At 72.4% G+C, this 14,970-nt stretch carries 12 protein-coding genes; 4 read left to right on the forward strand and 8 right to left on the reverse strand.

Translation table 11 applies throughout. The features are described from left to right. Nucleotides 1-659: 659 nt before the first annotated feature. Nucleotides 660-1,226, reverse strand: a complete 567-nt coding sequence (locus ACWDRR_RS20040) for a class I SAM-dependent methyltransferase (RefSeq protein ID WP_449773535.1) — start codon at nucleotides 1,224-1,226, stop codon at nucleotides 660-662. Between the two features lie 91 nt (nucleotides 1,227-1,317). Between ACWDRR_RS20040 and ACWDRR_RS20045 the strand changes: the two genes are divergently transcribed. Further along, nucleotides 1,318-2,136, forward strand: coding sequence for an AraC family transcriptional regulator (locus ACWDRR_RS20045; protein WP_449773536.1), 819 nt, complete (start codon nucleotides 1,318-1,320; stop codon nucleotides 2,134-2,136). 239 nt (nucleotides 2,137-2,375) lie between these two features. Here the strand turns inward: ACWDRR_RS20045 and ACWDRR_RS20050 are convergent, their stop codons facing one another. The 4 genes from ACWDRR_RS20050 to ACWDRR_RS20065 form a co-directional block, all read right to left on the reverse strand. Continuing rightward, complete coding sequence (locus tag ACWDRR_RS20050) at nucleotides 2,376-4,499, reverse strand: family 20 glycosylhydrolase (RefSeq protein WP_449773537.1); 2,124 nt, start codon at nucleotides 4,497-4,499, stop codon at nucleotides 2,376-2,378. Between the two features lie 470 nt (nucleotides 4,500-4,969). After that, entirely contained in the window at nucleotides 4,970-5,410 is a 441-nt protein-coding gene (locus ACWDRR_RS20055; RefSeq protein WP_449773565.1) for an Ig-like domain-containing protein, read from the reverse strand. Then, complete coding sequence (locus ACWDRR_RS20060) at nucleotides 5,407-6,465, reverse strand: substrate-binding domain-containing protein (protein WP_449773538.1); 1,059 nt, start codon at nucleotides 6,463-6,465, stop codon at nucleotides 5,407-5,409. The genes ACWDRR_RS20055 and ACWDRR_RS20060 overlap by 4 nt, the downstream gene beginning before the upstream one ends. A 496-nt stretch (nucleotides 6,466-6,961) precedes the next feature. After that, nucleotides 6,962-8,365 (reverse strand): nucleobase:cation symporter-2 family protein, encoded by a 1,404-nt coding sequence (locus ACWDRR_RS20065; RefSeq protein WP_449773539.1) that lies wholly within the window; start codon nucleotides 8,363-8,365, stop codon nucleotides 6,962-6,964. A gap of 937 nt (nucleotides 8,366-9,302) precedes the next feature. On the opposite strand from ACWDRR_RS20065, the gene ACWDRR_RS20070 reads away from it, so the two are divergent. Then, nucleotides 9,303-9,914 carry a dihydrofolate reductase family protein gene (locus ACWDRR_RS20070; RefSeq protein WP_449773540.1) on the forward strand — a complete coding sequence of 204 codons (612 nt, stop codon included), beginning with the start codon at nucleotides 9,303-9,305 and terminating at the stop codon, nucleotides 9,912-9,914. A gap of 241 nt (nucleotides 9,915-10,155) precedes the next feature. Here ACWDRR_RS20070 and ACWDRR_RS20075 read toward each other — a convergent pair whose 3' ends face one another. Continuing rightward, on the reverse strand, nucleotides 10,156-10,809 hold the full coding sequence (locus ACWDRR_RS20075; protein WP_449773541.1) for a methyltransferase family protein: 654 nt from the start codon (nucleotides 10,807-10,809) through the stop codon (nucleotides 10,156-10,158). A gap of 323 nt (nucleotides 10,810-11,132) precedes the next feature. Next, entirely contained in the window at nucleotides 11,133-12,176 is a 1,044-nt protein-coding gene (locus ACWDRR_RS20080; RefSeq protein ID WP_449773542.1) for an NlpC/P60 family protein, read from the reverse strand. Between the two features lie 282 nt (nucleotides 12,177-12,458). On the opposite strand from ACWDRR_RS20080, the gene ACWDRR_RS20085 reads away from it, so the two are divergent. Together ACWDRR_RS20085 and ACWDRR_RS20090 are read left to right on the forward strand one after the other, a co-directional pair. Further along, nucleotides 12,459-12,827: a BlaI/MecI/CopY family transcriptional regulator gene (locus ACWDRR_RS20085; RefSeq protein ID WP_449773543.1), complete on the forward strand. Its 369-nt coding sequence runs from the start codon at nucleotides 12,459-12,461 to the stop codon at nucleotides 12,825-12,827. Further along, nucleotides 12,824-13,729, forward strand: a complete 906-nt coding sequence (locus ACWDRR_RS20090) for a M56 family metallopeptidase (RefSeq protein ID WP_449773544.1) — start codon at nucleotides 12,824-12,826, stop codon at nucleotides 13,727-13,729. The genes ACWDRR_RS20085 and ACWDRR_RS20090 overlap by 4 nt, the downstream gene beginning before the upstream one ends. A 230-nt stretch (nucleotides 13,730-13,959) precedes the next feature. Here ACWDRR_RS20090 and ACWDRR_RS20095 read toward each other — a convergent pair whose 3' ends face one another. Then, nucleotides 13,960-14,739 carry a DivIVA domain-containing protein gene (locus ACWDRR_RS20095; RefSeq protein ID WP_449773545.1) on the reverse strand — a complete coding sequence of 260 codons (780 nt, stop codon included), beginning with the start codon at nucleotides 14,737-14,739 and terminating at the stop codon, nucleotides 13,960-13,962. Between the last annotated feature and the right edge of the window lie 231 nt (nucleotides 14,740-14,970).

A 14,970-nucleotide genomic window follows, 5' to 3' on the forward strand; every position in this document is an offset into this window, starting at 1 on the left:
GCGGCGGTCGACGAGCGGTGCGAGCGGCCGGACGTGGCAACCACCGGCATCCGGCCGAGGCCGAGATGCAGCGCTTCGCCCGCTCCCGCTCGCCGTGATCTCAAGGCTCCGTGGCCGTCCCGACTGCCTGACGGGCCACGGACGGGCAGAGGTGACCGGGGACCCGAGGAGGGGGGGCGTTCCGCGGGACCCCGGCCGGTAGGGGTCCAGCCACGACCGGGGTTGGCGCGGCTGCTCTACCCGGCGGCCCGGTGTGCTGCATGTGGTGGGGCCGCCGTGCCGGGAATGCTAAACCAGCGCATCGGCGGTGACCAGGGCTTTGAGCTGCAATATTTCGGGCGCGAACATGCCACCCGGCAGGCGGTCGGACGGACCGCCACCCGGTGGCCGACGGCGGCCGAATCCGTCGTCCCGTCCGGGCGGCTGGACCGAAGTAGTGGTCGACGTTGCAGCGGGGGCGGTCGTGAGCCCCCGGTCGTAGCAGCCTCGCTGCATGGCTCGCATGCTTGGAAGGAAGCGACCCAACCGGGGACCGGCCCGGGTGGCCACCCGGGCTTCCGCTGAGAGACAGGCCTCGATCTGACTGTTGTGCAGCCGGGCCCCCGTTCGGTCGCGACGAGCGGACCGGACGGAGCGGACCGGAGACGACCGTGCCCCGCTCAGGCGCGGCGCGCCAGGAAGCTGATCCGGCGGCCCGGCTGATGGTCCGTCTCGACGTCCGCGAAGCCGGCCCCGCGCAGCCGGTCGGGCAGGGTGTGCGGGTCGAGCGTCACCATGGTGTCGCCGACGTGCAGCAGCCGGAACCTGGGGTTGGGCTGGCTGTCCACGCCGCGGAAGACGCCGCCGGGCCGCAGCACCCGGTGCGCCTCGGCGAACAGCGCGTCCTGCTGGGCGGGCGAGGGCACGTGGTGCAGCATCGTGAAGCACACCACCGCGGAGAAGTGCCGGTCGGGGAACGGCATCCGGGCGCCGTCGCCCCGCACGATCTCGACCCGCTCGCCGAACTCGGCGCGCAGCAGACGGACCGACTCCGCGTCGATCTCGACCGCGGTCAGCCGCTCGACGCGGGCGGCCAGCACCCGGGTGGTCGCCCCGAAGCCGGGGCCGATCTCCAGGACGTCGTCCCCGAGTTCGACGCCGTCCAGCATCCCGGGCATGCGCTCCGCCACGTCGGCGGCCCACTTCTTGGAACTGCAGAGCTTGCGGTGCATCAGGTTCATCGGCATGCCAACGACCCTAGGCAGCAGGCGGGGTGGCCGCGAGACGCGCCCGGGCCAGGTGATGTCGCGTAGCGGCCAGGGATCGTAGGATGACCGGATGAGCTCCCGAGTCGCGCCGCCGGGCCCGGCCGTTCCGGCCGTCCGGGTGATCGCCGCGCCCCCACGCGTACCGGCGGAGCCGGTGGGCGCCATCGTGGTCGGCTCGTTCCCGCTCGCCGCCGGCGAGTGGTTCGGACCGCACGAGCATCCGCGTCACCAACTGGCCTGGGCCACCCGGGGCGTACTGGGAGTGGCGGTCGGCGCCGACTCGTGGGTGCTGCCGCCGACCCGCGCGCTCTGGATCCCGGCCGGCACCGTCCACCGCACCGGCGCGCCGCGCGACACCGTGTTCCACAGCCTCTACCTCGCCCCGGACACGTGTCCCGTGGACTGGCACTGCCCGACCGTGGTCGCCGTGGACGACCTGCTGGCCGGGCTGCTGTCCCACCTGGGCCGGGACGACCTCGCGCCGCCCGCCCGGCAGCGCGCCGAGGCCGTCGTCTTCGACCTGCTGCGCCCGCTGCCCAGCACGCCCATCGCCGTCCCCGAGCCGGTCGACGACCGCGCGCGGGCGGTCGCCGCGTTGCTGCTGGCCGACCCCGCCGACTCCCGCACGCTGGAGGCCCTGGCCCGTGCGGTCGGCACCAGCCGGCGCACACTGAGCCGGCTCTTCGCGCAGGAGACCGGGATGAGCTTCGACCGTTGGCGCACCCACCTGCGGCTGCGCGCCGCGCTCCCGCTGCTCGCCGAGGGCCACCCGGTGGCCCGGGTCGCGCATGCGGTCGGCTACGCCACGCCCAGCGCCTTCCTCGTCGCCTTCCGCCGTACCGTGGGCACCACACCGCAGCGCTATCTGCGCGGTCCGTCGTCCGGCTGATCCGGCGCGGGTGAAGGGCGGGGTGGATGGGGCGGCGCGGGTGACGGGGGCGGCGGCGTCGACACGAACGCCGACCGCCGTCCGGAGCGTCGAGCACGACGGCCGACGTGGGGACGGCCGGTAGGAGGAGTGCGTGGTGACGTCGTCGACGGGCCGACAGACCCTTTGCAGGACAGTCGAAGCCTCCGCCGCTCGATGGGTCGGACCGTCCGACGACGTCACCACGAGCATCGTCGGCGTCAGCCGATGGTCCACCGCTGGAGCGCACTGCCCGAGGCGGCCTGCTGGGTGACCAGGGCGTCGTCGGCGGTCGAGGCCGTGGTGAGCAGGAGTCCGCTCTTGGCCGAGGCGAGGGTGTACCCGCCGCTCACCGGGGTGGCGGTCCAGCGCTGGTTGGTGTTGCCGGTGCAGGTCCATTGGGCGACGGCCGCGCCGGCCGAGGTCGACCCGCCGCTCACGTCGGCGCAGAGCCCGGAGGCCTGGTTGACGAGCGTGTAGGTGCCGTCGCTCTGGCGGGTGAAGGACCACTTCTGGTTGGCACCGCCATGTGCGGTCCAGGTGACGAGCCGGGTACCGGGAACGGTGGAGGAACCTGGCACGTCCAGGGCCTTGCCGCCGGTGGTGAGGGTGTGGACACCGTCCAGGCCGGTACCCGACGGTCCGGGCCAGGCGATGTCGGGGGCCGCGTAGAACCCGATGCCGGCGGCGGTCCAGCGCGGGCCGTGCTGGGCGAGGCGCTGGCGGAAGTCGTTCCAGTCACGGGCGGACTGGGGGCTCCAGCCGACCTCGGCGAGGGCGGGCAGCCGGGGGAAGCTCATGAAGTCGGCGTACTCCTGCGGCGCGGGCCAGTAGGTGCTGGAATTCGGCAGCGCGCTGCTGCCCCGGTAGGCGCGGTCGGCCCAGAGGGCGGCCTCGACGCCGGCGATCTTCTGGGCCGGGACGATGGCGCCGGTGCCGTCGAGCTTGCCGGTGACGGTCGCCGGGTCCCACTCGTAGGACCGCTGCACGGGCACGTAGCCGGACCAGCTCAGGCCGTACGGCGTGGAAGCGTCGTACTTCATGTCCAGGTAGGCGTGGTCGGACGGGGACATGATGAACCCGGCGCCCTGCGCGACACCCTTGCGGACCTCGCCGACGCTCGTGGTCTCCGTCGTGGTGCCGATGCTCCGGCGGTCGCTGTCCTCTCCCCAGTACTGCAGGAGGCTGCCGGCGGGGAGGGGGGACTGGCCGAGCTGGTGCCAGCCCATCACCGTCTTCTTCTCCGCGGCGGTCGCGTCGGCCGCCGCCTTGACGTAGGAGTCGTACTGCTCCGAGGTGGCCTGCGGAGTCTCGTCGCCGCCGAGGTGGATGTAGGGGCCGGGGGTCAGCGCGGCCACGGCCTTGATGACGGTCTGCAGGAAGCTCCGGGTCGCGTCCTTGTGCTTCTGGTCGCTCAGACAGTAGAGGCTGATGCCGACGTCGAAGCCGGAGTACGGCGCTTTCGCCCTGTCGTCACAGTTCAGTTCGGGCACCGAGGCCAGGGCCGACCGGGTGTGGCCGGGTCCGTCGATCTCGGGCACCACGGTCATGAACCGGGACGCGGCGTAGGAAACGATCTCCCGGTAGTCCGCCGCCGTGTAGTACCAGTCGGTGCCGCCGGTGAAGCCGCTCTGCGTGCTGGCGCCGACCTTGGTCAGGTTCGGCAGGGCGTCGACGGCGATCCGCCAGCCCTGGTCGTCCGTCAGGTGCAGGTGCAACTTGTTGATCTTGTATGCCGCGGCCTCGTCGATGTAGCGCTTGACCTGCGCGACGGGGAAGAACCGACGGGCGACGTCCAGCATCACACCGCGGTACTCGTACCGCGGGGAGTCGGAGATCTCCGTGGGCGCGACGGTCCACGAAGCGGACTGCCTGGTGCGGGACTCCACTGCGGCGGGGAGCAGTTGGCGCAGGGTCTGCACACCCCGGAACAGGCCCTGGGCGCCGCGCGCCCTGACGACGACCCCGCTGCCGCCGGACGAGAGGGTGTATCCCTCCGCGCCCAGCGACTCGGGTCCCCCGGGGTCGAGGACGACGGCGTTCGCCGGCGCCGAGGTTCCGCCGACGACCTGAAGGGTGTAACCCGTCGCGGGAGCGAGCAGGTCGGCGAGGTAGGTGCCGACGCCGACCGACGCCGAGTCCCCGGAGAGCACGGCGATCCGGGTCGCGGCGGTGAGGGTGAACCCCGGTCCCTGGCCAGCCAGTTGGGAGACCGGCTGCGGCACCACGGCCGCGGCGGGGGCGGGAGCGGCGGACGCCGGAGAGGGCACGGCCGTGAGCGGGAGGGTGACGGCGACCGAGGCGAGTACGACGAGGCGTCGGCCTCGTCGGAACGACCAGTGCATGACTGACTCCTTCTGTGGGGGAAGGCGATGAAGCCGCCCGGCGAGCGGGCGACCGGGGGCGCGAAGCGCGCAGGCGGCGGCGGGGGGGGAACGCGGGCTCGTGCGCCCAGCACCGGACTGAAGGGGTTCGTTCCGACCGGCGATGTCGACCCGCTCCCCCACCGAGAACCTGCCACGTTGCGGGTTGCTCGTGCCGTGACGGCGGGACACGCGGCCGGCAGCACGACGATGCAGAGAGTGAGCTCATATTTGCTTCAACCGCGAGCATTTCAAGCACTTTCAACCACGAAGGTGGCAGTGGGTGAGCCGAGGCGTCAAGACCTACTCGGCCGTAGCTTCTGCCCGTTCGTACGCTCCCCCGCCGCCCGCCCGCGGTCAGCCTCCAGAAGGCACAGCAACCGATGACCGATCAGGTCGGGCCACACCACGCGCATGCGGTCCACCGGTGCGCCGGATCCCGTCCGGCGGGATCACGATTGCACAACACCCCTGGCTCCGGCGCTCGTTGCCCACTCTCTCCCGGTGAGGAAACCACCGCTCACGCGGATCGTGACCGGTCGACCCGTCGTGCCACCGAGCTGGCTGGTGGTGACGGGGGTGATGACGGCAGCGCCGGCGGCCCTGGCGGTCACCCGGCCGGAGGAGTCGACGGTGGCGACGGCCGGGTCGCTGCTGGTGTAGGTGAGGGGCGGCAGCAGGGGCAGGATCCGGTCGGTGCCGTTGGTGGTGACCTCGTCGGTGGTGACCTGGGCGGCGTCGGTGGCGTTCAGGTCGGCGCGCAGATTCAGTCCGTTGTCGAGGTCGTTGTCCTCGATGACGGCGCCGGACGAGGCGCGGTGGGCGAACAGCGGCGTCGCGTACGGTGCCGCGCCGGCGACCGTACGGACGCCGGCGCGGTGGTGGTGCGTCAGCTACAGGTGACGCCACTGGCCTTGAAGGTGGCGGCGTCGACCATGGTCGTGGGGGCGAACGCCTCTGCCGGCATCTCCTTGCCGCTCTTCAGCCTGTCGTAGAGGGTCTGGACGGCCAGCGCCCCGACGTCCTTGCCGTTGATGAACAGGGCTGCCCGCAGGCCGGAGGGCTTGCCGGAGCCCCAGTTCTTGCAGGCGAGGTAGGCGCCCAGGCCCACACCGATGACGTGGTCGGCCTTGAAGCCGGCGTTCTCCAGAGCCGTGACGCCGCCCTGGACGTTCTCGTCGTTGCAGCCCCAGACCACCCAGTGCTTCACGTTCGGGTTCGCGGTGACGACGGCGGCGACCCTGTCCTGGGCACCGGTGGGGGTGTTGTCGGTGGCGACGTCGATGTTCTGCACGCCGGTGCCGCCGCCGTTCAGGAAGGCGGCCTTGGCCGCCTTGACCCGGGAGGTGCAGACGGTGACGTCCTGCTTCCAGGCGGAGATGCTCCGGGTCTCGGCCGGGTTCCAGCCGGACCTGCCGAACTCCTCGGCGGCGCGCTTGCCGACCTCGATGCCCATCTGCTCGCCGTTGAAGCCGATCCGGGGCACCATGCTCCCCGGTGCGCAGCCCGCCGGGTCGGGGCCGGTGGCACAGATCTGGTCGTCCGAGGTCAGCAGCGCGACCTTGGCGTCCCTGGCCGCCTGCACGATCTGCGGGCCGACCGCCGGATCAGGAACGACGACGATCAGTCCGTCGGTCTTCTGCGCGATCGCGGACCGGACCTCGCTGACGGTCTTGTTCACGTCGTTGCCCAGGTTGACGACCTTGAGGTCGACGCCGAGCTCGGCGGCCTTGGCCGTCGCCCCGGCCGCCTCTCCGATGAAGTACTCCTGGTCGCCCTGCTTCTGCAGGTAGGTCATCGCGATCCTGCCGCTCACCGGAGCGACCGGGGCACCCGGCGCGGAGGACGAGGAGGACTCCTGGCCGGTGGAACAGGCGGTACTCACGGCGAGCGTGAGCAGGAGACCTGAGGCGGTGCAGGCGGTACGACGGTGCGGGGTGGTGGACATGAACGCTCCGGGGTGACGCGCGACGCTGCGCGGGAAGGGGCGACGACGACGGTGCGGGGGTAACGCGTGCTCACCGGCGCGGGCCGGTCGACGTGCTGGTGACCCGGGTACCTCCACGGACGGCCGTCGGTGCGGCCCGCGCGGATGCCGGAGGGTCCGATCGAGGCCTCGGCCGTCGGCAAGGTCCTGCCCTGAGGTGGGCGCCTCGACGACGCGTCGCGTGTTCCGGGGCGTCCGGGAACCCGTCGGAGTACGGCGGCGCGGTGTCCGCCCCCTGTCCGATGCCCTGAACGCCGATCCTGTGGCTGTGGTTCCCCCGTGTCAAGATGTTTGCAAATCAAGGGTCTCGGAATCAGCAGGACCGTCCTGCGTGTGCGCGGGTGCTGTTCGCGCCGGACCCGATCGGCCCGTCCGCCGAGCCCCTTGCGTCGTGCGCGCGCGTTCCTCCCGCGCCGGTGGGCCGGACGGCGTGCGTCCGGCCCACCGACGAGCCCGGTCAGGCCGGGTCGCCCACCCGTCCCAGCGCCTCGACCTGCTCCTCGGGCACGTACGCGGGCGGGACCTCGCGCCCTCGTCCGAGGTGGTTGAACAGCAGGTTCAGCGTGACCGCGAGCAGGCAGCCGACCGAGATCCCGGAGTTCAGCACGGTCGCGATCTGCTCGGGGAACGCGTGGTAGAAGCCGGGGAAGGCGATCGGGAAGATGCCGAAGGCGAGGCTGACCGCGACGATGATCGCGTTCGACCCGGCGCTCAGGTCCGCCTTGCCGAGGGTGCGGATCCCCGCCACCGCCACCGACCCGAACAGCACCACACCCGCGCCGCCCAGCACCGGCTGCGGCACCAGGGACACCAGCCCGCCGACGACCGGCACCAGGCCCATCACGACGAGGAAGACCCCGGCCAGCGCGACCACGAAGCGGCTGCGGATCCGGGTCAGTGCCACCAGTCCGATGTTCTGCGCGAACGCCGAGCAGATGAAACCGTTGAACACGCCGCCGAACGCCGTCGCCAGACCGTCCGCACGCAGTCCGCCCGCGATCGTACGGTCGTCCGCCGGCCGCTCCACCACCTCGCCCAGCGCGATCATGTCCGCGGTGGACTCGGTCATCGAGACCAGCATCACCACCAGCATCGAAATGATCGCGGCGGCCTCGAACTGCGGTGCGCCGAACGCGAACGGGTGCGGCAGCTCGAAGACCGGCAGGCTGCCGAGGGCGCCCGCGTCGACCTTGCCGAGCGGGATCGCCACCAGGGTGCCCACCAGCATCCCGAGCAGGATCGAGATCCGCTGCAGGAACCCCTGCAGGAAACGGTTGAAGAGCAGCACCGAGAGCAGGGTCAGCCCCGCCAGTCCCAGGTTGCCCAGGGAGCCGAAGTCCGACGCGCGGGAGTCGCCGCCCTGGGACCAGTTCCCCGCCACGGGGAGCAGCGAGAGGCCGATCAGCGTGATGACCGTCCCGCTGACGACCGGCGGGAAGAATCTGACGAGCCGGCAGAAGACCGGTGCCAACAGGAAGCAGAACAGACCCGCGATCAGGGTCGAGCCGAAGATCAGCGGCAGTGCCGCGCCCTTCTTCGCTTCGACCACGGCGAGGATCGGCGACACGGTGGCGAAGGACACGCCGTTGACGAACGGCAGTCGCGAACCGATCCGCCAGAACCCCAGGGTCTGGAGCAGCGTGGCGATGCCGGCGATGAACAGGCTCGCGGCGAGCAGGGTGGTGAGCTCGGCGGCGGAGAGGCCGGCCGCTGCGCCGATGATCAGGGGCGGCGCCGCGACCCCCGCGTACATGCTGGCCACGTGCTGGAGCGCCACGGTCGCCATCCGCCCGGGCGGCAGCACCTCGTCGACGGGGTGCGGGGCCGGTCCGGACTCCAGGAGCGCTGTCTGACGTCGCATGCGCGTGTTCCCTCCACATCATGGGCGGCTTCGGGTCCGGGAACGGCGCCTGGAACGGGACGTGGCGACGTTGGGACGACCCTGGTGGGCAGCGGTGCCGCCGCCCACCTGCCGGGCCCTGCGGCGAACAGGCCCGACCCATTGATTGGATCCGCGATGCGGAATCAGGATTCCGCACTCCGGTTTCCACAGAATGTAGAAACCGGAGCCGGGTTGGTCAATAGCTCTTGCTCGATTGCCCTCCCCGGCTACCGATCTGTGACTTCCTCCAACCGCGGGCACGCATCACCGTCATCGGCCCGGTGGGGGACCGTGCGGCCTGCGGCCACGGTGAGCACCGGGGCGGCTGCTCCGAGCGGGTCTCGGCCTCGGGGGACAGCTACGACGGTGGCGGTGACTGGGCCGGCCACCGGAACGAGACGAGACGTACTGCGACTGCGGCGAGTACCGCACCGAGCCCTGGCCGCCCTGCACCGTCTGCGACCACGGCCGCGGCGAGCACTACATGCTCCTCAGGTGCAGACACAGCGAGGACCAGGGCGATCGCGAAGAGAGCGCCTGCCCCTGCGGCCACTACCGTGCCGAGCCCGGGTCGAAGCCGTCGTACGACCTGGAGAGGCCGCGCGCGGAGAGCCGTCACTGTCCCGTTCCCGCCGACCGGCGCGCCGGCGGCAGGGAGCTGTGCCTGATGTGCCGCCTGCAGGACAGCCGGTGCCGGCACGACCGACCGTGACCTCTCCACCGCGCAGCACGCGCCTCACGCACCCCGGACCTCAGTGAGCCACCCGGCCTACCGGTCGGCCGACCGGGAGGCGGCCTGTGATCTACCGTGAGTGGGAGGGCCGGAGTGTCATCCCGGCCTGGCGGCGTCGGCACGGCAGCATGCTGAGCGTCACGACCGGTCGGCACGGCGCTTCGAGGAATCGGGAGTAAGGCATTGGGCCTCATCGACATCGAGATGTTCGCGACCCTCGACCTCGTCGGGCAGGCGCCCGGCGGCCCCGACGAGGACCCGGAGGGGTTCCCGTTCGGCGGCTGGCAGGCGCCCCTGATGAACGAGGCCACCGGGGCGCAGATCCTCGCCGCCTACCAGGGCACGGACGCGCTCCTGCTCGGCCGGCGGACGTACGACATCTTCGCCTCGTACTGGCCGCACCAGAAGGACGGCGAGATCGCCGAGCTGTTCAACCGGATCCCGAAGTACGTGGCCTCCCGCGGAAACCCCGACCTCCCGTGGGCCGGCTCCACCCTGCTCGGCCCGGACCTGCCCGCCGCGGTGCGCGAGATCCGCGACCGGCACGAGCAGGTGAAGGTCGTCGGGAGTCTGGACCTGGTGCAGACCCTGCTGCGCGAGAAGCTCTTCGACCGACTCGACCTCTGGGTCCACCCGATCGTCCTCGGCGTCGGGAAGAAGGTGTTCGACGGCGGCGCCGTCCCCACGAACCTCACGCTCCTCGAAGCGCCGGTGGCCGGCTCGCAGGGCACCGTGTTCCTGCGCTACGGCCTCGCCGAGGGCGTGCCCGGGACGGGCGACATGAGCGCACGCTAGCGATGCCGGGGCGCGGCGACCGAAGCCGCCTCGCGCCGCCGGTCGTCGTGCTTCCGCGCCGGCGCGGCAGCAGGCCGGTGCGGAGGCCTGTCGGCGCGGAAGCCGGTCAGCGAGTGGAGGAAATTCTTCGGTCTCGGCCGGTGAGTGACCCTCACTTTGGGCTCTCCCGACCGCAAGATCTCCCGTCAACGGCCGGCTCCACGCCACCCGCGAGCCCTGCCGAGCCGCCGTCACCCTCAGGTCAGTCGCGCTCCGGATCCGACATCCGCGCGTGCTCTCCAGCCGAGCTCCGGCGGGCCGTGTTCCGAGGAATCAGTGCCGGAACGCGAGCGCGATAGGCCGAGAAGTCGGCACCGAACTGTCCGGCCATCAGGCCGTCCTCGGCCCGGACCCGGAGCAGCAGCCAGGGAAGAACGGCGAGCAGATAGGCGATCCACACACCGAAGCCGCAGGCCAGCATGCCGCCGGCGATCAGGCCGAGCACTCCGGTGTAGATGGGATGACGGACCAGCCGGTAGGGACCCTCGGTGCGCAGCTGGTGCTGCTCCTGGACCGTGGGAACGCTGGCCCACATCGTGCCCAGGACCCAGCGGGCCCACAGGAGCAGGGCGGTGGAGGCGACCACCAGGAGAGCGCCCGCGAGCGCGAGTTCCGGTTGCCAGTACCGTAAACGGCGCCAGAAGCCTTGCGTGTGATCAAGCACGGCGAACAGTGCGAAGGCACCGGCGACGAGCAGGACCCGGCGCAGCATCGCACGGTGCAGTCCGCGCAGCCAGCCGCCGAGCCCGGACCGGCTCGTCACGGCGAAGTAGAGGACGCCCGCGATCCAGGCCACGCAGAAGATCACGAGGCACGTGTCGGTGAGCAGGACGGTTGCCGAGTGGAGAGAATCCATGGCGCAAGGCTGCTCCGCCGACGGAATGAGCCACCACCACCTCCGGGTGGATGCCCGGGAGGGAGAACACTCCACCCCGGGGTGGACACCGGACGCGACCGGAGGATTCGCGCACGGCGCGCGCTCGCACCAGGAGTCGATGTCCGGCACCCTCGTCCGGCCCCGCCAAGGAGAGGGCGTTAGACGACTTCGCCGCGTGGGTGAGGGGCGTCAAGCGGGCGGAAGGCCCTTCCCTACGCACCTCGGAGCGTTCAAAATTATCCGATATACGAACGGAGCGCAAGGGCCGCGTCGGATCCACGGCCACCCCCACCGGGACGGGTTCAGTGGCGAGTGCCGCCCATGACCGGGCCGTCCATGCTGTCGATCGGGAGGATCTCGACGTTCTTGCCGGTGCGGGGTGCGTGGATCATCTTGCCGTCGCCGATGTAGATGCCCACGTGGTGCAGGTCGGCGTAGAAGTAGACCAGGTCGCCGGGCTGGAGGTTGGCCCGGGCGATGCGCTGACCGGCGTTCCACTGCGCCTGGGAGACCCGTGGGAGGGAGACCCCGGCCGCCTTCCACGCCGCGCCGGTCAGGCCGGAGCAGTCGAAGCCCGAAGGGCCGGTGGCACCCCATACGTAGGGCTTGCCGAGCTGGGCGTAGGCGAACTTGAGCGCTTCCGCGGCACGACCCGTGGCCGGACCCTGGTAGGCGGGCGCCGGCTCACTGCGACCACCGGCCCGGGAGGCGCGGGCGGCGGCCTCCTGGGCGTTGACCTTGGCCCGGTCCGCCGCGCTGAGCTTGTTGAGCAGCGCCTGGGCCTGCGCGAGTTTGTCCTGGATCCCCTTCTTCTCGGCGGCCAGCGCGGCATTGGTGGCCTCCAGTTGGGCCAGGGACGCGGCGGCTTCCGTGCGGTCCTGGTCCAGGCGACGCTGTTCGCCCTGGAGCTGCCTCAGCAGTTCGGTCTGCGAGGTGGCCACCTGACCCTGCATCGAGGCCCGGGTGAGGTAGGAGTCGGGGCTGGAACTGAGCATGAGCTGGACCGCGGGGTCGACCCCGCCGTTGCGGTACTGCTCGCCGGCCAGTGCACCGAGTTCGGTCCTGAGCCCGTTCATCGCGGCCTGCCCGTCGGCGACCCGCTCCTGCAGCCGGTTGGCCCCGGCCTGGAGCTGCTGCTGCTTCTCCTTGAAGCCGTTGTACTTCTCGATCGACGCCTCGGCCTCCTCGTTCAGCGCGTCGACCCGGGCCTTGACCGCGTCGAGCGAGGGCGCCGGCTCGGCGTGGGCACTGACGTTGGAAGCCAGGGCCGCGGTGCCGGCCATCGCGGTGGTCAGGACGGCCATCCGGACCCGGCCGGGCGGGTTCGGCCTGCGGTGCGATCCCATCGTTCGGCGCACTCCTTCGACGTGTGTGACGCGCCCACGCGAGTGCAGGCGACGAGGCCGCCGCAGGCACGACCCACAGCAGATGCGAACCAACTTAGTAGATTAGGGGGTGGTTCCCGCAACTCCCCTGGACCTCAGCGGCACCGCCGGACAGGGACCGTTCCGGACGGCCGCCCCGAGCGGCCGCCCCGAGCGGCCGCCCCGTCGCCCGGCACCCCACCGCACGGAGCCCGCCGTCTAGCATGGGGCCACCAACGGGATCCTCGGGGAAGTGGGCAGGCTGTGCGTCGGTTGGGTGACCTGGAGGCGGAGATCATGGACCGCCTGTGGACGTGGAACCGACCCGCCACGGTGCGGGAGGTCGTCGACGACATCAACCGGCAGCGCCCCGTCGCCTACACCACGGTGATGACCGTCGCCGACATCCTGCATGGGAAGGGCGTTCTCACCCGCGAGAAGCAGGGCCGGGCCTGGCTCTACCGGCCGACCCTCGGCCGCGAGGAGTACACCGCCGCGCTGATGCAGGAGGCGCTCGGCTCCAGCCGGGACCGCCCGGCCGCGCTGGCCCACTTCATCGAGGAGATCTCCCCCGACGAGCTCGAGGTGATCCGCGGCCTGCTCGACGCGAAGCCGGTGCCGGACCAGCCGTGATCTCGACCGCACTCCTCGCCGCCTACACCCTGCTCGTCGGGCTGGCCGCCCCCCGACTGCTCCGACGGGCACGATGGCCGCACCGCGCACCCGGGTTGGCCATCACGCTCTGGCTCGGCCTGATGACGTCCTTCGCCGTCTCCCTGGCCCTCGTGGTGCATCACCTCGTGGTGCCGGAGCGACACCTGCACCAGGGAGTGCTCGGGATTCTCCACGCCTGTGGCGTGGGCGGGACGGCCGGCCTGGGGATCGCGGTCGGCTCGGCCCAGATGGCCGCCCCGCTGATCGTCGCCCTGTGGCCGGTCGGCCGGTTCGCCGGCGTCGTCCTGCGCGCCCGGCGCGACCGCCGCCGGCACGGCGCGATGCTCGATCTGGTGGCTCGGCGCGAGCCCGGCCTCGCCGCCACCGTGCTGGACCACAGCACTCCCGCGGTCTACTGCCTGCCGGGGCGATCCCGCCGGATCGTCCTCACCAGCGGGGCCCTCAAGGCGCTCACCCCGCCCCAGCTCCAGGCCGTACTCGCCCATGAACGGGCCCACCTGAGCGGCCGTCACCACCTGGTCACCGGGGCCGCCGAAGCGTTCGCCCGCGCCTTTCCCGGCGTGCCGCTCGCGACCGGCGCCCGCGCCGAGATCGCCACCCTGCTGGAGATGGTGGCCGACGACCGCGCCGTCCTCGCCCACCCGCCGCGCACCCTGGCCAGCGCCATGTGCGAGGTCGCCGCCGGCCGGGTACCCGGCTTCGGCCTCGGCGCCGGCGGCTCGACGGTCGCCGCCCGGGTGACCCGCCTCCTGTACCCCGGCAAGTCCCCCCACCCGCTCGCCTGGACGTCCATCGCAGCCGTCGCGCTCGCCGCGCCGATGGTGCCGTTCCTGTTCGCCTGCGGTTCGGCCGCCGGCTGAGCCACGCACCAAGGGCCTGCCGCACCTCCGAACGACGCGCCGGACAGACCTCGCGCGGCGCGCCACCGAGCCGACGGCCGCTGCCTCGGCCGCCGCCCCGCACGGATACGGTGCACCTCCGGGCCGCTACCCGTTTGACCGGGCCGACGACCCGGGCCTCTCCCCCGCCGGCCCGCGCGACCGGCCACACGTTCCGCAGCCCCGAACGGCCTGCCCCCCTGCCCGTCGGCTCAGCGGGCCGGGTGGGGGTGCGCGGCGGCGCGGTGGACGGTGGCGGCGACCCTCTTGAGCAGCAGGCCCGGGATGGGGGTGTTCGCGGACTGCGGCAGGGCTGCCGGCGGCGGGCCGGCCGCGCCGGGCGGCGGGTCGGCCGGCGGCCGGGGGCGGCCCGGGGGAAGGGCCGCCGGCCCGGTGGGCACGGGAGCCACCACGGGCGAGCCGTCACCGGTCGGCGTCCGCACTCTGCGCAGCTGCTGCTCCAGGTAGCTCCGCAGGCGGCTGTGCTGCTCGTATTCGAAGGACCGCAGGCCCTGGATCCCGGCCTCCAGGGCGGCCCGGGTGGCCTCCAGGCCCCCGATGACCTCCTGGATCCAGACGCGGGTGTCGCGTTCGAGGGTGTCGGCGCAGGCTTGCGCGGCGCCTTCGACGGCCTCGGCGCGGGTCCGGGCCGCGGCGATGACGCTCCGGGCCTCGGCGTGCGCGCCCGCGACGGCCTGGTCGGCGATCCGCTGGGCGAGTCCGAGGATGCGCGCGGCGTTGTCGGCGTTGTCCGGGGCCTGGCGCGGGGGCGGGAACGCCGGGGCGGGGGCGCCGGTGTTCGGCGCCGTGGGTGCGGGGCGCAGGAGGGCCGCGGCGATCGCGGCCCGCAGGTTCTCGTTCTCGCGCAGCAGGCGGGTGAGCTCGGCTTCGGCGAGGTCGATGAACTCGTCGACCTCGCCCTCGTCGTAGCCCTCGCGCAGGCGGACGGTGCTGAACGTGCGGGCGCGGAGGTCGGCAAGGGTCAGGGGCATGGGACAACCTCAACTGTCGGTGTACCGGGTGGCCGGTCGCGCCCGGCGCCTTCGACGTGGCTGTGGGCTGCGGGGCAGGGCGGGACGGGGCACCGGCGCGGGCATCGGTGGCCGGACGCGGATGCGCGGAGGAGGCGCGGGAAGCAGCCTCGGAGGCGGCAGCCGTGGGTGTACGGATTGCCGTTGCGCGCTTTCTATCCGTTTCGCTCGCGCCCCGTCCAGGGGTACCGG

The sequence above is a fragment of the Kitasatospora sp. NPDC003701 genome, assembly GCF_053587085.1.